The 18973-nt window shown below is 54.1% G+C and carries 14 protein-coding genes; 9 read left to right on the top strand and 5 right to left on the bottom strand.

Going from position 1 to position 18973, the window contains the following annotated elements; all coding sequences use genetic code 11:
* Nucleotides 1–13 precede the first annotated feature (13 nt).
* Nucleotides 14–1921 (bottom strand): ABC transporter ATP-binding protein, encoded by a 1908-nt coding sequence (locus OGY35_RS18130; RefSeq protein WP_286633049.1) that lies wholly within the window; start codon nucleotides 1919–1921, stop codon nucleotides 14–16.
* 12 nt (nucleotides 1922–1933) lie between these two features.
* Nucleotides 1934–4042 carry a bifunctional 23S rRNA (guanine(2069)-N(7))-methyltransferase RlmK/23S rRNA (guanine(2445)-N(2))-methyltransferase RlmL gene (gene rlmKL, locus OGY35_RS18125; protein WP_286633048.1) on the bottom strand — a complete coding sequence of 703 codons (2109 nt, stop codon included), beginning with the start codon at nucleotides 4040–4042 and terminating at the stop codon, nucleotides 1934–1936.
* A gap of 97 nt (nucleotides 4043–4139) precedes the next feature.
* On the opposite strand from rlmKL, the gene OGY35_RS18120 reads away from it, so the two are divergent.
* Nucleotides 4140–5249 (top strand): YcbX family protein, encoded by a 1110-nt coding sequence (locus tag OGY35_RS18120; RefSeq protein ID WP_286633047.1) that lies wholly within the window; start codon nucleotides 4140–4142, stop codon nucleotides 5247–5249.
* On the opposite strand, the gene zapC is transcribed toward OGY35_RS18120, so the two are convergent.
* Together zapC and pyrD are read right to left on the bottom strand one after the other, a co-directional pair.
* Nucleotides 5246–5788, bottom strand: coding sequence for a cell division protein ZapC (gene zapC, locus OGY35_RS18115; protein ID WP_152405231.1), 543 nt, complete (start codon nucleotides 5786–5788; stop codon nucleotides 5246–5248). The genes OGY35_RS18120 and zapC overlap by 4 nt on opposite strands.
* Nucleotides 5789–5966: 178 nt before the next feature.
* On the bottom strand, nucleotides 5967–6977 hold the full coding sequence (pyrD, locus tag OGY35_RS18110; protein ID WP_286633046.1) for a quinone-dependent dihydroorotate dehydrogenase: 1011 nt from the start codon (nucleotides 6975–6977) through the stop codon (nucleotides 5967–5969).
* Nucleotides 6978–7220: 243 nt separating this feature from the next.
* Here pyrD and ssuE point away from each other — a divergent pair, with 243 nt between their 5' ends.
* From ssuE to ssuB, 5 genes are read left to right on the top strand one after another with little or no spacing between them, the layout of a single operon-like run.
* On the top strand, nucleotides 7221–7796 hold the full coding sequence (gene ssuE / locus OGY35_RS18105) for an NADPH-dependent FMN reductase (RefSeq protein WP_152405233.1): 576 nt from the start codon (nucleotides 7221–7223) through the stop codon (nucleotides 7794–7796).
* Complete coding sequence (locus tag OGY35_RS18100; RefSeq protein ID WP_178827523.1) at nucleotides 7789–8763, top strand: sulfonate ABC transporter substrate-binding protein; 975 nt, start codon at nucleotides 7789–7791, stop codon at nucleotides 8761–8763. The genes ssuE and OGY35_RS18100 overlap by 8 nt, the downstream gene beginning before the upstream one ends.
* Nucleotides 8760–9905: an FMNH2-dependent alkanesulfonate monooxygenase gene (gene ssuD, locus OGY35_RS18095; RefSeq protein ID WP_286633045.1), complete on the top strand. Its 1146-nt coding sequence runs from the start codon at nucleotides 8760–8762 to the stop codon at nucleotides 9903–9905. The genes OGY35_RS18100 and ssuD overlap by 4 nt, the downstream gene beginning before the upstream one ends.
* An 11-nt stretch (nucleotides 9906–9916) precedes the next feature.
* Entirely contained in the window at nucleotides 9917–10708 is a 792-nt protein-coding gene (gene ssuC / locus OGY35_RS18090) for an aliphatic sulfonate ABC transporter permease SsuC (protein ID WP_178827528.1), read from the top strand.
* Nucleotides 10705–11472: an aliphatic sulfonates ABC transporter ATP-binding protein gene (gene ssuB / locus OGY35_RS18085; RefSeq protein ID WP_152405237.1), complete on the top strand. Its 768-nt coding sequence runs from the start codon at nucleotides 10705–10707 to the stop codon at nucleotides 11470–11472. The genes ssuC and ssuB overlap by 4 nt, the downstream gene beginning before the upstream one ends.
* A 102-nt stretch (nucleotides 11473–11574) precedes the next feature.
* Here ssuB and pepN read toward each other — a convergent pair whose 3' ends face one another.
* Nucleotides 11575–14187: an aminopeptidase N gene (gene pepN, locus OGY35_RS18080; RefSeq protein ID WP_286633044.1), complete on the bottom strand. Its 2613-nt coding sequence runs from the start codon at nucleotides 14185–14187 to the stop codon at nucleotides 11575–11577.
* A 265-nt stretch (nucleotides 14188–14452) separates the two neighbouring features.
* Between pepN and pncB the strand changes: the two genes are divergently transcribed.
* From pncB to ompF, 3 genes are all read left to right on the top strand, one after another.
* Complete coding sequence (pncB, locus tag OGY35_RS18075) at nucleotides 14453–15655, top strand: nicotinate phosphoribosyltransferase (protein ID WP_286633043.1); 1203 nt, start codon at nucleotides 14453–14455, stop codon at nucleotides 15653–15655.
* Nucleotides 15656–15818: 163 nt separating this feature from the next.
* On the top strand, nucleotides 15819–17228 hold the full coding sequence (gene asnS / locus OGY35_RS18070) for an asparagine--tRNA ligase (protein WP_046478715.1): 1410 nt from the start codon (nucleotides 15819–15821) through the stop codon (nucleotides 17226–17228).
* A 602-nt stretch (nucleotides 17229–17830) separates the two neighbouring features.
* On the top strand, nucleotides 17831–18910 hold the full coding sequence (gene ompF, locus OGY35_RS18065; protein WP_178827438.1) for a porin OmpF: 1080 nt from the start codon (nucleotides 17831–17833) through the stop codon (nucleotides 18908–18910).
* Nucleotides 18911–18973: the final 63 nt, after the last annotated feature.

The following is an 18973-nucleotide window of genomic DNA, read 5'->3' as shown; positions in this document are numbered from 1 at the left end:
GTGTGCTCCTTAATTATGCGCCATTCTTTAACGCTTCAAGATACTCCCAGCGCTCAAAGGCCTGCTCAAGTTCTTGTTCTGCTTTTGCCAGATCGGCCAAAACCTGCTGCGTCTGCTCATGTGGCTGGCTGAAAAAGGCGGCATCGGCAACCTGCGCCTGCAATGCATCCAGTTTCGCTTCCAGCGCTTCCAGCATCTGCGGTAGCTGTTCCAGCTCGCGCTGCAGTTTATAGCTTAGTTTGCTACTGCCGCGTTTTACAATTTCTGCTTTCGGGGCAACAACTTCCTCAGTTTTTTTCGCCGCTGGCTGTTTAAACGCCAGATGCTGTTCCTGTTGGCCACGCGCATCGTGATAACCGCCAACATAACGACCAATCTTCCCGTTGCCTTCAAAAATCCAGCACTCGGTCACCGTATTGTCGACAAACTGACGATCGTGGCTTACCAGTAACACGGTACCCTGATAACCATCAATCAGCTCTTCCAGCAACTCCAGCGTTTCGACGTCGAGATCGTTGGTTGGTTCATCGAGAATCAACAGATTGCTGGGTTTCAGAAAAAGACGCGCCAGCAGCAGACGGTTACGCTCACCGCCAGACAACGCACGCACCGGGGTCATCGCCCGTTTCGGATGGAACAGGAAGTCCTGCAGATAGCCGAGCACATGGCGCGGTTTACCGTTAACCATCACCTCCTGCTTGCCTTCCGCGAGGTTGTCCATCACCGTTTTGTCTGGATCCAGCTCGGCGCGGTGCTGATCGAAATAGGCCACTTCCAGTTTCGTACCGACATGGATACGACCGCTGTCCGGCGGCAACTGGCCTAACATCAGCTTCAACAGCGTGGTTTTACCACAACCGTTAGGGCCGATCAGCGCAATTTTATCGCTGCGCTGTACCTGAGCAGAAAAGTCTTTCACCAGCTGTTTGCCATCGACCTGGTAATCCACGTTCTCCATTTCGAAGACAATCTTACCGGAACGGGTGGCCTCTTCGACCTGCATCTTCGCCGTACCCATCACTTCGCGGCGTTCGCTGCGTTCACGGCGCATCGCTTTCAACGCCCGCACGCGACCTTCATTACGGGTACGACGGGCCTTGATGCCCTGGCGGATCCACACCTCTTCCTGCGCCAGCTTGCGATCAAACTCGGCATTCTGAAGGTCTTCCACACGCAGCGCTTCTTCTTTCTCGACCAGGTACTGATCGTAATTCCCCGGATAGGTCACCAGCTTGCCACGATCGAGATCGACAATACGGGTAGCCATATTGCGAATAAAAGAACGGTCGTGGGAGATAAAAATGATCGTCCCATTGAACGATTTCAGGAACCCTTCCAGCCAGTCAATGGTTTCAATATCGAGGTGGTTGGTCGGTTCGTCCAGCAGCAGAACGCGCGGATTACTGACCAGCGCACGCCCCAGCGCTGCTTTACGCAGCCAGCCGCCGGACAGTGACGACAGCGCCGCGTTAGGATCCAGCCCTAACTGCGCCAGCACTTCGTTGATGCGGTTTTCCAGTTGCCACAAATTGTGGTGATCGAGCTGTTCCTGCACCTTCGCCAGATCATTCAGGTTTTTGTCGCTCGGATCGGTCATCACCAGGCGTGAAATGTCGTGGTAACGCTTAAGGTATTCAGCCTGCTCTTCAATCCCTTCCGCCACAAAATCGTAAACGGTGCCTTCCACGTTACGCGGTGGATCCTGCTGCAAGCGCGCAACAATCAGATCCTGCTCATAAATAATGCGCCCATCGTCCAGACCCTGTTCACGATTAAGGATCTTCATCAACGTGGATTTTCCGGCGCCGTTACGGCCCACCAGACAGACGCGTTCGTTATCTTCGATATGCAGTTCTGCGTTATCGAGAAGCGGCGCGTCGCTGAACGACAGCCATGCGCCATGCATACTGATTAATGACATTTATTTATCCTTTCAGGCGGCGGTAATCAGCCAGCAGTTGTGGATTTGACGGTTACGGGCAAAGTCCTGGGAAAGCGTTTTTTGGGTGATTTCTTGTGCTTTCAGTCCCAGCGCCGCCAGACCGTCAAGATCCATACGGAATCCGCGTTTATTGTTGGAGAACATGATCGTGCCGCCTTTACGCAGCAGACGTTTCAGATCTTTCATCAGCGCCAGATGATCGCGCTGGACATCAAAGGCGTCCTCCATGCGTTTCGAGTTGGAGAACGTCGGGGGATCGATAAAAATCAGATCAAACTGTTCATTGGCTTCACGCAGCCAGGCCAGGCAGTCGGCCTGGATAAGCCGATGCGCACGTCCGCTGAGGCCATTCAGACGCAGGTTACGCTCCGCCCACTCAAGATAGGTACGCGACATGTCGACCGTCGTGGTGCTACGCGCACCGCCTAAACCTGCGTGCACGCTGGCGCTGCCGGTGTAGGAGAACAGGTTGAGGAAGTCTTTCCCGTTACTCATCTGTCCCAGCATCCGTCGTGCAATACGGTGATCGAGGAACAGCCCGGTATCCAGGTAATCGGTCAGGTTCACCCACAGGCGAGCGTTGTATTCGCCCACCTCAATGAATTCCCCCTTCTCGTTCATCTTCTGATACTGGTTTTTCCCTTTCTGTCGTTCACGGGTTTTCAGCACCAGTTTGTTCGGCGCAATCTCCAGCACCGACAGCGTGGCCGCGATGATGTCAAACAGTCGCTGACGCGCTTTCTGCGCATCGATGGTTTTCGGCGGGGCGTACTCCTGAATCACCACCCAGTCAGCGTAACGATCTACCGCAACGTTGTATTCCGGCAGGTCGGCATCGTAGAGACGGTAACATTCAATGCCTTCCTGACGCGCCCATTTTTCCAGCTTCTTGATGTTCTTGCGCAGGCGGTTGGCGTAGTCTTCCGCCACCGTCGCCGGTTTGCTGTCCGGCGTGCTTTCCGCCACATGGTAGTTTTTCTGCACGCAGTCCAGCGGACCGTTTTTCGCTTTGAATTGCTTATCAGCACGCAGTTGCAGGCTGCTCAGCAGATCCGGTGAGGCGCTGAACAGAGAGAGGTTCCAGCCGCCGAACTGGTTCTTCATGGTGCGTCCCAGCAGGCTGTGCAGCGCAATCAGCGCCGGCTCGCTGTCCAGACGCTCGCCATAGGGCGGGTTGCTGATCACTGTCCCGTAAGGACCTTTCGGCAGCGGATTGCTCAGTTTCGCCACGTCTTTCACTTCGAAGGTGATCAGCTCGCCAATCCCCGCACGGCGGGCGTTACTGCGCGCGCGTTCAATCACGCGGGCATCACTGTCAGAACCATAAAAATGCGAAGTGTATTCAGCCAGACCTTTGCGGGCGCGGGTTTGCGCTTCCGCCTTTACGTCCTGCCAGAGAGCGTCGTCATGCTGGGCCCAGCCGCTAAATCCCCAGCGGCCACGGTGTAAGCCAGGCGCGCGATCGGTCGCCCACATGACCGCTTCAATCAGCAGCGTGCCCGAACCACACATCGGGTCGAGCAGCGGCGTACCGGGTTTCCAGCCAGAGCGCATGACAATCGCCGCCGCCAGTGTCTCTTTGATAGGTGCCAGACCGGTGCGATCGCGATAGCCGCGCAGATGCAGACCGTCGCCGCTTAAATCCAGCGCAATGCTGGCCGTGTCTTTATTCAGCCAGACGTTGACGCGAATATCTGGCGATTCGCGATCGACATTCGGGCGCGGCAGATTTTTACGCGTGAAAGCATCGACAATCGCATCTTTGACTTTCATCGCGCCGTACTGGCTGTTACGAATGGTGTCGTTCAGCCCGCTGAAGTGGACAGCAAAGGTCGCTCCAGGAGTAAACATCGCCGTCCAGTCGATCGCCTGCACGCCGAGATAAAGGTCTAAGTCACTGTAAACTTTGCACTCACCCAACGGTAAAATAATGCGCGAGGCCAGGCGACTCCACATCAGGCTCTGGTAGACAAGCCGGGTGTCGCCCTGGAAATGGACCCCACCCTGAACCACCTGACACTCCACGGCGCCGAGGTTTTCCAGTTCAGTTTTTAACAGCTCTTCCAGCCCACGGGCCGTACTGGCAAACAAAGAATTCATAGCGTCACTTATACTCGAAGAAAATTGCTGCGCATTATAGCTAATATGGGCGCTATGTCATAAAGTTGAGGGCTTATTTCTTTCGAGGGACTGTACAGTGTTGACGTTATCCAGACTTTTTATCCATCCCGTCAAATCAATGCGCGGCATTGGGTTGACCCACGCTCTGGCAGACGTCAGCGGTCTGGCTTTCGATCGTATTTTTATGCTAACCGAAGCTGATGGCACCTTCATTACCGCTCGTCAGTTTCCGCAAATGGTGCGCTTTACCCCTTCTCCTCTGCATGACGGCCTGCATTTAACCGCGCCTGACGGCAGCAGCGCGCGGGTGCGGTTTGCTGATTTCGCCACCCAGGATGCGCCAACGGAAGTGTGGGGTAACCATTTCACCGCGCGAATCGCCCCAGATGCTATCAACCAGTGGCTAAGTGGCTTCTTTTCGCGCAGCGTGCAACTCCGTTGGGTGGGGCCGCAGCTGACCCGCCGGGTCAAACGCCACGCGGGCGTGCCGCTCTCCTTTGCCGACGGTTTTCCGTACCTGCTGGTGAATGACGCCTCGCTGCGCGATTTACAGCAGCGCTGTCCGGCAGGTGTGCAGGTTGAACAGTTTCGCCCGAACATCGTGGTATCCGGAGCAACCGCATGGGAAGAAGACAGCTGGAAAGTGATCCGCATTGGCGAGGTCATTTTTGATGTAGCGAAGCCGTGCAGCCGCTGTATTTTTACTACGGTCAGTCCGGAAAAAGGGCAAAAGCATCCCTCCGGCGAACCGCTGGCGACGCTGCAAACTTTCCGTACCGCACCGGATAATGGCGATGTCGATTTCGGGCTGAATCTGATAGCCCGTAACAGCGGGGTGATTCGCGTCGGCGACGATGTTGAAATTTTAGCAACTGGCCCGGCCCGGGTATACGGCGCTGCTGCTCAGGATGACGCCGTTGACGCCGTGCAACAGCCTGATACCAGCGTCACCATCGACTGGCAGGGACAGGCGTTTCAGGGGAACAATCAACAGGTACTGCTTGAGCAACTGGAAAACCAGGGGATCCGGGTTCCCTATTCGTGTCGGGCGGGAATATGCGGCTGCTGCCGTATCAAACTGCTGGAAGGTGAAGTAAACCCACTGAAAAAATCAGCGCTTGCTGATGACGGCACCATCCTCAGCTGTAGCTGCGTGCCAAAAACCGCGCTAAAACTGGCGCTCTAAACCGCCTGCTCCAGGCTGAAGCTGTGAGGACGGAACTGCGGCTTCAGCCGGTCATTCATGATTTTAATCGCATCGCCAAGCTGCATGGTTCGTCCGGCCACGACCACGCCCGGTTGCGCCAGCAAACACAGGGCCGCATTCTCACCAGGCTCCACCACTAACAGATTAATTTGCTCCTGGGTGTCGCTCAGCCAGACGCAGGCCGCATCGCCGGTTCCGGGTGACCAGTTTTCGCCGTGCGCCACAAAGTGCCAGCTTTTCGGCATCTGTGGTTTCAGATAGCGAATGGCCACCAGCGCATTAAGTACCAGTTCTGCTTTCTGGTCTTTAGAGAGTTCAAGGTCGCGGCACTTTTCTTCAAAGGAGAAATACAGTGCGGCGTCATCAACGCAAAAACCGGACGGAGAGAATGCATCCGGGGTGAGCATTTTACGGGCAAAACGCGAGCGAAATAACATGCCATTGGCTAAATCGAGCATCATTCGGTCATGCTCTTCGTCATAATACCAACGCCAGTTATCGTCAGGTTTAATTCGCATTGTTTTCTCTCCCCTCTCCATCACCCGTTGCAAAATTGTCCTTTTTTGCCGCTTCGTTTATTACCTTAATAAGCAAAGCTTAAAATGTTTAAATAAGCAACAGTGAAAGAATATAAAACAACCAGGGGAGGAAATAAACCCCTGGTTGTCTGATATTCTGATAAAGAGAGAGAAAAAATCAAATATGGGTAACGATTTCTTTAATCAGCGGCGGGCCTTTAAAAATAAAACCAGAATAAATCTGAACCAGCGACGCCCCGGCCGCCATCTTCTCGCGCGCGGCAATCACAGAGTCGATACCGCCGACGCCAATAATAGGCAACTGACCGTTTAATTCCACAGACAGACGGCGGATAATTTCTGTGCTTTTTAATTGCAGCGGACGACCGCTTAAGCCACCCGTTTGATCGCAATTTTTCATTCCCTGAACCAGAGAACGATCGAGTGTAGTATTGGTGGCAATAACGCCATCAATATTATGCCGAACTAAACTATCGGCAACCTGGATCAGTTCTTCCTCAGAAAGATCCGGCGCGATCTTTACTGCGATCGGAACATATTTCTGGTGGATCGTTTGCAGATCGTTTTGTTTATTTTTAATCGCTGTCAGCAAATCATCCAGCGCGTCGCCATATTGCAGCGAGCGTAATCCTGGTGTATTTGGCGAGGAGATATTAATAGCAATATAACCGGCATAGGCATAGATTTTTTCCATACAAATCAGATAGTCATCTTTACCCTGCTCGACCGGCGTATCTTTATTTTTGCCGATATTAATCCCGAGCACGCCATCATAATGGGCCTTTTTAACGTTCTCCACCAGGTTATCAACGCCGTGGTTATTAAAACCCATGCGGTTGATCAAACCTTCGGCATCAACCAGACGGAACAGTCTTGGTTTATCGTTACCAGGCTGCGGACGCGGGGTCACGGTGCCGATTTCGATCGAGCCAAATCCCATCGCGCCCAGGGCATCAATACACTCCCCGTCCTTGTCCAGACCGGCAGCAAGACCGAGCGGATTTTTAAAGGTTAATCCCATACAGGTGACCGGTTTTGCCGGGACTTTCTGGCGGATCAACGCTTCTAGCGGCGTTCCCGTCACACGACGTAATTGCTGAAATGTTAATTCATGAGCGCGCTCAGGATCGAGCTGGAAAAGGGCTTTACGAACGAAGGGGTAGTACATGAACTCTCCTGGATTCCCGGTGTGCAAACCGGGGGCGTATTATGGGTGATGTCGGTCAAAAAGGGAATTGACCTGTGGCAATAAAAAGCAAACGTTTCCCCCGCCACGTTCTTTTTATGCAATTTTCAGATTTTCTATTCCGCATAAATCATTTCGATTCCCGATCTCCCTCTGTCAGACTGCAAAAATTGTTATCAATGTTAAATAAAAGCGAACAATTAGTTATAAGGGGAGAATGCATCTATGCGCGTCATCACTTTGGCGGGAAGCCCACGCTTTCCCTCCCGATCCAGTGCGTTACTGGAATATGCCCGGGAAAAACTGAACGGTCAGGACGTCGAGGTTTACCACTGGAATCTGCACAACTTCGAACCTGAAGATCTACTGTATGCCCGTTTCGACAGCCCGGCGTTGAAAACACTCGTTGAGCAACTGAAAGAAGCGGACGGTCTGATCGTTGCCACGCCGGTCTATAAGGCAGCCTACTCCGGAGCGCTGAAAACGCTGCTCGATCTGCTCCCGGAACGCGCGCTGGAGGGCAAGGTGGTTCTGCCGCTGGCGACGGGCGGCACCGTCGCTCACCTGCTCGCCGTTGATTATGCGCTGAAACCGGTGCTCAGCGCCCTGAAAGCCCAGGAGATTTTGCACGGCGTTTTTGCCGATGACTCCCAGGTGATCGATTATCAGCATAAGCCGCATTTCACACCCAATTTGCAACTGCGTCTTGATAAGGCGCTGGAAACGTTCTGGCACGCTCTGCATCGCCGCGACGTCAGGGTTCCCACCTTTAATACCGTGCGAGGTACGGCCCATGCGTAATCTTCTTAAACCCCGTTCGGCGTGGCTGGCCTTCGCTGGGCTGCTGGCTTTTTCCGGGCTGACACAGGCGGCGGAGCCCTCTCCTGATGCCTTACGCATCGGCTATCAGAAAGGCAGCATCAGTATGGTTCTGGCAAAAAGTCATCAGTTACTGGAAACGCGTTATCCCGGAACAAAAATATCCTGGATTGAATTTCCCGCCGGGCCGCAGATGCTGGAAGCCCTGAACGTCGGCAGTATCGATCTGGGCAGCACCGGTGATATTCCCCCCATTTTCGCCCAGGCGGCCGGGGCTGATTTAGTTTACGTCGGCGTTGAACCGGCAAAACCGAAAGCAGAAGTGATTCTGGTGCCGGAAAACAGCCCGATCAAGACCGTAGCGGAACTGAAAGGTCATAAGGTGGCGTTCCAGAAAGGCTCCAGTTCGCACAACCTGCTGCTGCGTGCGCTGCAACAGGCCGGACTGAAATTTACCGATATCCAGCCTACCTACCTGACCCCTGCCGATGCCCGTGCGGCTTTCCAGCAGGGTAACGTCGATGCGTGGGCCATCTGGGATCCCTACTATTCCGCTGCATTATTGCAGGGCGGCGTGCGCGTACTGAAAGACGGCACCGATCTGAAACAGACGGGATCGTTCTATCTCGCCGCCCGACCGTACGCCGAGAAAAACGGCGCATTTATCCAAGGCGTGCTGGAAACCTTCAGTCAGGCGGATGCGTTAACCCTCAGTCAGCGTCAGGAGAGTATTACCCTGCTGGCAAAAACGATGGGTCTGCCGGAACCGGTGATTGCCTCCTATCTCGATCATCGCCCACCAACCACCATTTCGCCGGTCAGCGCCTCTGTGGCCGCCCTGCAACAACAAACTGCGGATCTGTTTTACGACAACCGGCTGGTACCGAAAAAAATCGATATTCGCCAGCGCATCTGGCAGCCCACTCAACAGGAAGGAAAACAGTTATGAGCCTGAATATGTTCTGGTTTTTACCGACGCACGGTGACGGTCACTATCTGGGAACCGAAGAAGGCTCCCGCCCGGTGGATCAAGGCTATTTACAGCAGATTGCTCAGGCGGCGGATCGTCTGGGATTCACCGGCGTGCTGATCCCAACCGGACGATCCTGCGAAGACGCGTGGCTGGTCGCGGCATCGATGATCCCGGTGACCCAGCGACTCAAGTTCCTGGTGGCATTGCGTCCGAGCGTCACCTCGCCAACCGTTGCCGCACGTCAGGCCGCCACGCTCGACAGGCTCTCTAACGGTCGCGCGCTGTTTAACCTGGTCACCGGCAGCGATCCGCAGGAACTGGCGGGCGACGGTGTGTTTCTCGATCACAGCGAACGTTACGAGGCCTCCTCGGAGTTCACCCAGGTCTGGCGTCGTTTATTGCAGGGCGAAACTGTCGATTTCAACGGAAAGCACATCCACGTTCGCGGGGCGAAGCTGTTCTTCCCGCCGATCCAACAGCCTTATCCGCCACTTTACTTCGGCGGTTCTTCCGATGTTGCCCAGGATCTGGCCGCTGAGCAGGTCGATCTTTACCTCACCTGGGGCGAGCCGCCTGAACTGGTGAAGGAGAAGATCGCTCAGGTACGAACCAAAGCCGCAGCGCGCGGACGTAACGTCCGTTTTGGCATTCGCCTGCACGTCATCGTCCGTGAAACCAACGAGGAAGCATGGCGGGCAGCGGATCGGCTGATTGCTCACCTGGATGACGACACCATCGCAAAAGCACAGGCGGCTTTCGCCCGGACGGATTCCGTTGGTCAGCACCGAATGGCGGCGCTACATAATGGCAAGCGCGACCAACTGGAGATAAGCCCAAATCTGTGGGCCGGTGTGGGTCTGGTGCGTGGAGGCGCCGGAACCGCGCTGGTTGGTGACGGTCCGACGGTAGCGGCGCGCATCAATGAGTATGCGGCGCTGGGCATCGACAGCTTCGTGCTTTCAGGTTATCCGCATCTGGAAGAGGCGTACAGGGTCGGCGAACTGTTGTTCCCGCATCTGGACGTCGCGATCCCGGAAATCCCGCAGCCGCAACGCCGACATCAGCAGGGTGAGGCGGTAGCGAATGAATTTATCCCGCGCAAGGTTGCGCAGAGCTAAGGAGAATCGCGATGGCAACGCCAATACAAAGGGGGTTATTGCGCGTTGCCCCCTGGTTTTTACCGGTGGGCATCGTCGCCGTCTGGCAACTGGCCTCCTCCGTAGGCTGGCTCTCCGGGCGCATTTTACCCTCGCCGGAAGGGGTGATCGCCGCCTTCTGGACGCTCTCTGCCAGCGGCGAACTCTGGCAGCATCTGGCCATCAGCTCCTGGCGCGCGCTGATCGGCTTCTCGATCGGCGGTTCAATTGGCCTGACGCTGGGGCTGATCAGCGGCTTATCGCGCTGGGGAGAACGTCTGCTGGACACGTCAATTCAGATGCTGCGTAACGTTCCGCATCTGGCGCTGATCCCGTTAGTTATTTTGTGGTTTGGCATTGATGAAACCGCGAAGATCTTCCTGGTGGCGCTGGGGACGCTCTTTCCCATCTATATCAACACCTGGCACGGGATCCGCAATATCGACAGAGGTCTGGTTGAGATGGCGCGCAGCTACGGGTTATCCGGCTTTTCGCTGTTTCTCCATGTGATCCTGCCCGGTGCCCTGCCCTCGATTATGGTCGGCGTGCGCTTTGCGCTGGGGCTGATGTGGCTGACGCTTATCGTCGCGGAAACCATCTCGGCCAATTCCGGGATCGGTTATCTGGCGATGAACGCAAGGGAGTTTCTGCAAACGGATATTGTGGTTGTCGCCATTATTCTCTATGCCCTGCTTGGCAAACTGGCCGACGTCAGCGCTCAACTGCTGGAACGCGTCTGGCTGCGCTGGAACCCGGCTTATCATGTGAAGGAGGCCACCGTATGAATCCTGCCCGTCTGAACCAGGGTACGCCGCTCCTGCTGAATGCAGTGACGAAAAAGTATGCGGCTAACACCGTACTGAATCAGCTTGATCTGCATATTCCGGCAGGTCAGTTTGTTGCCGTCGTCGGTCGCAGCGGCGGGGGTAAAAGTACCCTGCTACGCCTGCTGGCGGGGCTGGAATCGCCGAATGCGGGTGAACTGCTGGCCGGTACCACGCCGCTTCGCGATATTCAGGACGATACCCGCATGATGTTTCAGGATGCCCGACTTCTCCCGTGGAAGTCGGTGATCGATAACGTGGGACTGGGGTTGAAGGGCAACTGGCGGGACGCTGCGCGTCAGGCGCTGGCGGCGGTTGGGCTGGAAGAACGAGCGACGGAATGGCCTGCGGCGCTTTCCGGTGGACAAAAGCAGCGTGTCGCCCTTGCGCGGGCGCTGATCCACCGACCGGGCCTGCTGTTGCTCGACGAACCGCTTGGCGCGCTGGATGCGTTAACGCGGCTGGAGATGCAGGATCTCATTGTTTCGCTGTGGCAGGAGCATGGTTTCACCGTGCTGCTGGTGACGCATGACGTCAGCGAAGCCGTAGCGATGGCCGACCGGGTGTTGTTGATTGAGGATGGCAGGATTGGCCTGGATCTGACGGTCGACATTGCGCGACCGCGCCGGTTAGGATCGGTGCGTTTAGCGGAACTGGAAGCCGACGTGTTGAGTCGGGTTATGCAGCGTGGGGTAACAGAACAGCCAGCCCGTCGACATGGATAAGCATTCAGGACGTTCCATGCCCGGTAGGCGAACGCCACCGGGCATTTTGCCGGATGGCGGCGTTACCGCCTTATCCGGCCAACAAAACGACAGGTCAATGTCTCAGGATAACGCTTTGGTAACCTTCTCGAACAGATCGCCGGAAAGATTCTCCAGCCCTTTCAACTGCTCCAGCGCGGCACGCATTTTTTGCTGACGTTTCGCATCATAACGCTTCAGGCGGATCAATGGTTCGATCAGGCGTGACGCTACCTGCGGATTACGGCTGTTAAGCTCGGTCAACATCTCGACCAGGAACTGATATCCACTGCCATCTTCCGCATGGAAAGCCGCCGGGTTACTGCCGGCAAACGCGCCAATCAGCGAACGAATACGATTCGGGTTGCTCATGCTGAACGAACGGTGTTTCAACAGGCCGCGCACCGTGTCCAGCACGTTATCCGCTGGACTGGTGGACTGCAGGATAAACCATTTGTCCATCACCAGACCGTCCTGATGCCACTTGTCGTCATACTCCTGCATCAGCGCGTCACGGCACGGCAACTGCGCAGCCACGGCCGCAGAGAGCGCCGCCAGCGCATCGGTCATGTTGTTAGCTTCGCGATACTGTTTGCTTACCAGCGTATCTGCCAGCGTCGTTTCACCGAAGGCCAGGAAGCGCAGGCAGGCATTACGCAGCGTACGTTTGCCGATGTCCGCATGCTCAACGCGGTACTCCTCCAGGCGATTGGCGTTATAGATTGCCAGGAACTCATCCGCCAGTTCCGCCGCCAGAGTACGCGTTAACGCTTCGCGAACTTCCGCGATCGCCAGCGGATCGATAACCTCAAACAATTCGGCAATTTCGTTTGCCGAAGGCAGCGTCAGAATTTCCGCCGCCAGCGCCGGATCGATCTTCTCATCCAGCAGCACGGCGCGGAAAGCATCCGCCACATGCACCGGCAGAGAGAGCGGCTGTCCCTGCTGATGGCGCGCCACGTTCAGCTTAATGTACGTTGCCAGCAGGCTTTGCGCCGCGTCCCAACGGGAGAAGTCGTTGCGCGCATGGCGCATCAGGAACGTCAGTTGCTGATCGCTCCATTTATATTCCAGTTTCACCGGGGCAGAGAATTCGCACAGCAGCGTCGGTACCGGCTGGAAATAAACGTTATCGAACACAAACGTCTGCTCCGCCTGCGTCACGTTCAGCACGGCGTTCACCGGATGACCACCTTTCTGTAGCGGGATCACCTTGCCTTCGTTGTCATACAGTTCGATGGCAAACGGAATATGCAGCGGCTGTTTCTCGGCCTGATCCGGCGTTGCCGGCGTGCGCTGGCTGAGGGTCAGCGTGTACTGCTCCGTTTCCGGGTTATAGTCATCCTTAGCGGTAACAATCGGCGTACCGGACTGGCTGTACCAGCGGCGGAAATGGGAAAGATCGACGTTGGAGGCATCTTCCATTGCCTGGACGAAGTCATCACAGGTCGCCGCGCTGCCGTCGTGACGCTCAAAGTACAGCTGCATCCCTTTCTGGAAATTCGTCTCACCGAGCAGGGTGTGGATCATGCGAATGACTTCTGCGCCCTTTTCATACACGGTCAGGGTATAGAAATTGTTCATTTCGATGACCTTATCCGGGCGGATCGGATGCGCCATCGGACTGGCATCTTCAGCAAACTGCAGGCCGCGCATGGTGCGCACATTGCTGATCCGGTTAACCGCTCGGGAACCAAGATCCGAACTGAACTCCTGATCGCGGAAAACGGTTAACCCCTCTTTCAGGCTCAACTGGAACCAGTCGCGACAGGTGACGCGATTACCGGTCCAGTTGTGGAAATACTCATGGCCAATCACGCGTTCAATATCGAGATAATCTTTGTCGGTGGCGGTGTCGGTTCGCGCCAGCACGTATTTGGAGTTAAAGATATTAAGACCTTTATTCTCCATCGCGCCCATATTAAAGAAGTCGACGGCGACTATCATATAGATGTCAAGATCGTACTCCAGGCCGAAGCGCTCCTCGTCCCACTTCATCGAGTTCTGTAACGACGTCATCGCCCACGGCGCACGGTCGAGATTGCCGCGATCCACGTACAGTTCCAGCGCCACTTCACGCCCGGAACGGGTGGTAAAGGTATCGCGCAGCACGTCGAAATCACCGGCGACCAGTGCAAACAGGTAGCACGGTTTCGGGAACGGATCCTGCCACTGGACCCAGTGACGACCATTTTCCAGTTCCCCCTCGCCGGTACGGTTACCGTTGGAGAGCAGGAACGGATATTTGCTTTTATCGGCAATAATTTTGGTGGTAAAACGCGCCAGTACGTCCGGACGGTCGAGATACCAGGTGATATGGCGGAAGCCTTCTGCTTCACACTGGGTGCATAACGCCTCGCCCGACTGATACAGGCCTTCCAGCGCGGTGTTCCGGGCCGGGCTGATTTCATTAACAATACGCAGCGTAAAACGCTCGGGCAGATTGCTAATCACCAGCGCGCCCGCTTCTTCTTTATAAGCTGTCCACGGTTCATCGTTGACGTGGAGAGAGACCAGCGTCAGATCTTCTCCATCCAGTTTCAGCGGGGCATCCGATGCGCCATGACGAACAGCCTGGCTCACTGCCGTGACCACGGTTTTTTCAGCATCCAGGTCAAAGGTCAAGTCAATATCAGTAATCTGGTAATCCGGCGCACGGTAGTCGTGGCGGTATTTGGCTTGTGGCTGTTGTGTCATAAAAAACCTTTAGCATCTTTTGAAGAGTCTCGACTTCAGTCTATTCCTGTTGCGCAAAACGCGCTACGCAGAATGTTTATCTTTTCAGGCACAAACACTCTTTTTGCTACATTTTTATAACACACGGCACGAAATGCACTCGACCCTGGCGTCACCTTATGGTGTGATCGGGGTTCAATAAATCGCTAAACAAGGTATACTCCAGCGGTTTTCTTAGTTGTTTATTGTACTAAACGCTCCCGTGAGAGGATGCTACTGCGCACCTATGACACAATTCGCTTCTCCTGTTCTGCACTCGTTGCTGGATACAGATGCTTATAAGTTGCATATGCAGCAAGCCGTATTTCACCACTACTATGATGTGCAGGTAGCGGCTGAATTTCGTTGCCGAGGCGACGACCTGCTGGGTATTTATGCCGACACCATTCGCGAGCAGGTCAATGCTATGCAGCACCTGCGCCTGGAGGATGAAGAGTATCAGTGGCTCTCCGGGCTGCCCTTCTTCAAAGCGGATTACCTCAACTGGCTGCGCGATTTTCGCTATGACCCACAGCAGGTTTCCGTCAGCAACGACAACGGAAAGCTGAATATCCGCCTAACCGGTCCGTGGCGTGAAGTCATCATGTGGGAAGTCCCGTTGCTGGCAGTGATCAGCGAACTGGTTCATCGCTATCGCTCACCAGAAATGGGCGTTGCGCAGGCCCTTGATACGCTGGAGACGAAATTAGTCGATTTCTCTGCTTTAACGTCCAGTCTCGATATGTCCCGCTTCCACCTGATGGATTTCGGCACCCGTCGACGTTTTTCCCGCGAAGTGCAACAGGCTATCGTTAAACGTTTGCAGCAGGAGTCGTGGTTTGTTGGCACCAGTAACTACGATCTGGCCCGCCGTCTGTCGCTGACGCCAATGGGCACACAGGCGCACGAGTGGTTCCAGGCGCATCAACAGATAAGTCCAGAACTGGCAACCAGCCAGCGCGCTGCCCTGGCCGCATGGTTGAATGAATACCCGGACCAACTGGGTATCGCGTTGACCGATTGCATTACCATGGACGCGTTTTTACGCGACTTTGGCGCTGAATTTGCCACGCGCTATCAGGGACTGCGCCATGACTCGGGCGATCCTGTTGAATGGGGCGAAAAGGCCATCGCCCATTATGAAAAGTTGGGTATCGATCCGCACAGCAAAACGCTGGTCTTTTCCGACAATCTGGATCTGAGTAAAGCGGTAGACCTTTATCGTCACTTCTCCTCCCGCGTACAGTTGAGTTTTGGTATTGGTACGCGTCTGACCTGCGATATTCCGCAGGTTAAGCCGCTGAATATTGTGATCAAGCTGGTTGAGTGCAACGGTAAACCGGTTGCCAAGCTGTCTGACAGCCCGGGCAAAACCATTTGTCACGACAAAGCCTTTGTTCGCGCGTTGCGTAAAGCGTTTGATTTACCGCATATCAAAAAAGCCAGTTAATCCTCCCAGGGAGCCGCTTCGGCTCCCTTTTCGTACTTATTTCTGAAATCTTTCTCTTTGCCTGTTAATTCTGCTTGTCTGATTGCAGATGCCAGGTAACATAGGAAATCCCCATTCCGGGGAACATGTGTTTATATATCGGACTATTAACAGAGAGAATATTATGAGCGTTGTGCCTGTAGCCGACGTACTCCAGGGCCGCGTAGCCGTTGACAGCGAAGTCACCGTGCGCGGATGGGTACGTACCCGCCGAGATTCAAAAGCTGGCATCTCCTTCCTCGCCGTTTATGACGGTTCCTGCTTTGATCCTGTACAGGCCGTCATCAATAATTCTCTGCCCAATTACAATGAAGAAGTGCTGCGTCTGACCACCGGCTGCTCCGTTATCGTTACCGGCAAGGTTGTGGCCTCTCCGGGACAAGGACAGAGTTTTGAGATCCAGGCCACTGAGGTTGAAGTCAGCGGCTGGGTTGAAGATCCTGACACCTACCCGATGGCGGCGAAACGTCACAGCATCGAGTACCTGCGTGAAGTTGCGCACCTGCGTCCGCGTACCAACATGATTGGTGCCGTCGCTCGTGTTCGCCACACGCTGGCACAGGCACTGCACCGTTTCTTCGATGAGCAGGGCTTCTTCTGGGTTTCCACTCCGCTTATCACCGCGTCTGATACCGAAGGCGCGGGTGAGATGTTCCGCGTGTCGACGCTGGACCTGGAAAACCTGCCGCGTAACGATCAGGGCAAAGTGGATTTCGACAAAGACTTCTTTGGTAAAGAGTCCTTCCTGACCGTATCCGGCCAGTTGAACGGCGAAACTTACGCCTGCGCGTTGTCGAAGATCTATACCTTCGGTCCGACCTTCCGTGCGGAAAATTCCAACACCACCCGTCACCTGGCGGAGTTCTGGATGCTGGAACCGGAAGTGGCCTTCGCCAACCTGAGCGACATTGCCGGTCTGGCGGAAGGCATGCTGAAATATGCCTTCAAAACCGTACTGACCGAGCGAGCTGACGACATGAAGTTCTTTGCCGAGCGCGTGGATAAAGAGGCGATTAGTCGTCTGGAACGCTTCATCGAGGCGGATTTCGCCCAGGTGGATTACACTGATGCGGTCGCCATTCTGGAAGAGTGCATTAAGAAAGGCAGAAAGTTCGAAAACCCGGTTTACTGGGGTGTCGATCTCTCCTCCGAACACGAACGTTATCTGGCAGAAGAACACTTTAAAGCGCCGGTAGTGGTGAAAAACTATCCGAAAGAGATTAAAGCGTTCTATATGCGCCTGAACGAAGACGGTAAAACCGTTGCCGCGATGGACGTTCTGGCTCCGGGTATCGGTGAAATCATCGGTGGTTCTCAGCGTGAAGAGCGTCTGGATGTGCTGGATGCGCGTATGCTGGAAATGGGCCTGAATAAAGAAGACTACTGGTGGTATCGCGATCTGCGTCGCTACGGCACCGTGCCGCACTCCGGCTTCGGTCTCGGCTTCGAGCGTCTGATCGCGTACGTTACCGGCGTACAGAACGTTCGTGACGTGATCGCATTCCCGCGCACACCGCGTAACGCGACGTTCTAAAAAAGTTCGCATAAAGGCCAGCCCCGCTGGCCTTTTTTATTGGCTGAAATGTCAGGTTTTGTGAGTAATAAGTAAGCAACTTTAATAGCAATCCCCAAAACCCCTTCTCCTGTTACCTGATGTTACGCCGTAATATTTCTGTACAAAAAATAAACCGTATCATTCTTGCGGATTAGTATTTCCTCATCCAATAGCACGTTTTATACACAATTCCACAGCATTCCAGACGTCCAGAAATAGCCATAAGCAAAACTGGAAACGTCTACTTTCTGTACGCTATTTTTCTTTTATCCAAATTAAAGATAAGAAAATCATATAAATAGATATAAGTGGGGTGATCTGGAGCTGAAATCGTTTCGAAATTTGATGTCGTTCACAAAGTTCCAGAAAAGTAATATTTAGTTACACATTTTTTCTTTCTGAAACTAATTCTCTATCTTTGTAGCACTTTCACGGTAGCGAAACGATAGTTTGAATGGAAAGATGCCTGTCAGACACATAAAGACACCAAACTCTCATCAATAGTTCCGTAAATTTTTATTGACGAAATTTATTGGCGGCAGTGGCAGGTGTCATAAAAAAACCAATGAGGGTAATAAATAATGATGAAGCGCAATATTCTGGCAGTGGTTATCCCTGCCCTGCTGGTAGCCGGTGCAGCTAACGCTGCAGAAATCTACAACAAAGACGGCAACAAACTGGACCTGTACGGTAAAACCGTTGGTCTGCACTATTTTTCTGATAACAAAGACAACGATGGCGACAAAACTTATGCTCGCCTTGGTTTCAAAGGGGAAACTCAGATCAATGACCAACTGACCGGTTACGGCCAGTGGGAATATCAATTCCAGGGTAACCGCTCTGAAGGCGGCGATGACGCACAGAAAGGTAACAAAACCCGTCTGGCATTCGCCGGTCTGAAATTCGGTGACGCGGGCTCCTTCGACTACGGTCGTAACTACGGTATCGTTTACGATGCACTGGGTTACACCGATATGCTGCCAGAATTCGGCGGTGATACTGCGTACAGCGATAACTTCTTCGTTGGCCGTGTTGGTGGCGTTGCGACCTACCGTAACTCTAACTTCTTCGGTCTGGTTGATGGCCTGAACTTCGGTGTTCAGTACCTGGGCAAAAACGAGCGTGACGGTAACGTTAGTCGCTCCAACGGCGACGGCGTCGGCGGTTCTGTTAGCTATGAAATGAATGGCTTCGGTATCGTTGGTGCATACGGCGCGGCTGACCGCACCAATGCACAAGAAGGTCAGTTCTACGGCGACGGCAAAAAAGCTGAGCAGTGGGCAACCGGTGTGAAGTATGATGCAAACAACATCTACCTGGCAGCCAACTACGGTGAAACCCGTAACGCTACCCATTTCACCAACGCTCTAACTGAGGAAAGCGGCTTCGCAAACAAAACTCAGGACTTCTTCATTGTGGCTCAGTACCAGTTCGATTTCGGTCTGCGTCCGTCCATCTCCTACAACAAATCTAAAGCGAAAGACGTAGAAGGTGTAGGTAGCGAAGATCTGGTGAACTACGTTGAAGTGGGCGCAACCTACTACTTCAACAAAAACATGTCCACCTATGTTGACTATCAGATCAACCAGATTGATTCTGACAACAAACTGGGCGTGAACTCTGACGACACCGTTGCTGTCGGTATCGTATACCAGTTCTAATAGCAGACCCCTTTGTTAAATGCCTAAAAAACAGGACTTCGGTCCTGTTTTTTTATGCCTGTC

The sequence above is a fragment of the Citrobacter sp. Ct235 genome (genome assembly GCF_030332305.1).
Lineage (GTDB): Bacteria > Pseudomonadota > Gammaproteobacteria > Enterobacterales > Enterobacteriaceae > Citrobacter_A > Citrobacter_A telavivensis.
The sequence above is the reverse complement of the archived record's forward strand: the minus strand, read 5'-3'. Positions and strand labels throughout refer to the sequence as shown.

Bases quoted from the DNA above. Each gene is read 5' to 3' on its own strand.
- OGY35_RS18130 (WP_286633049.1), bottom strand. From the start codon at position 1,921: ATGTCATTAATCAGTATGCATGGCGCATGGCTGTCGTTCAGCGACGCG.
- rlmKL (WP_286633048.1), bottom strand. From the start codon at position 4,042: ATGAATTCTTTGTTTGCCAGTACGGCCCGTGGGCTGGAAGAGCTGTTA.
- zapC (WP_152405231.1), bottom strand. From the start codon at position 5,788: ATGCGAATTAAACCTGACGATAACTGGCGTTGGTATTATGACGAAGAG.
- pyrD (WP_286633046.1), bottom strand. From the start codon at position 6,977: ATGTACTACCCCTTCGTTCGTAAAGCCCTTTTCCAGCTCGATCCTGAG.
- ssuE (WP_152405233.1), top strand. From the start codon at position 7,221: ATGCGCGTCATCACTTTGGCGGGAAGCCCACGCTTTCCCTCCCGATCC.
- OGY35_RS18100 (WP_178827523.1), top strand. From the start codon at position 7,789: ATGCGTAATCTTCTTAAACCCCGTTCGGCGTGGCTGGCCTTCGCTGGG.
- ssuD (WP_286633045.1), top strand. From the start codon at position 8,760: ATGAGCCTGAATATGTTCTGGTTTTTACCGACGCACGGTGACGGTCAC.
- ssuC (WP_178827528.1), top strand. From the start codon at position 9,917: ATGGCAACGCCAATACAAAGGGGGTTATTGCGCGTTGCCCCCTGGTTT.
- ssuB (WP_152405237.1), top strand. From the start codon at position 10,705: ATGAATCCTGCCCGTCTGAACCAGGGTACGCCGCTCCTGCTGAATGCA.
- pepN (WP_286633044.1), bottom strand. From the start codon at position 14,187: ATGACACAACAGCCACAAGCCAAATACCGCCACGACTACCGTGCGCCG.
- pncB (WP_286633043.1), top strand. From the start codon at position 14,453: ATGACACAATTCGCTTCTCCTGTTCTGCACTCGTTGCTGGATACAGAT.
- asnS (WP_046478715.1), top strand. From the start codon at position 15,819: ATGAGCGTTGTGCCTGTAGCCGACGTACTCCAGGGCCGCGTAGCCGTT.
- ompF (WP_178827438.1), top strand. From the start codon at position 17,831: ATGATGAAGCGCAATATTCTGGCAGTGGTTATCCCTGCCCTGCTGGTA.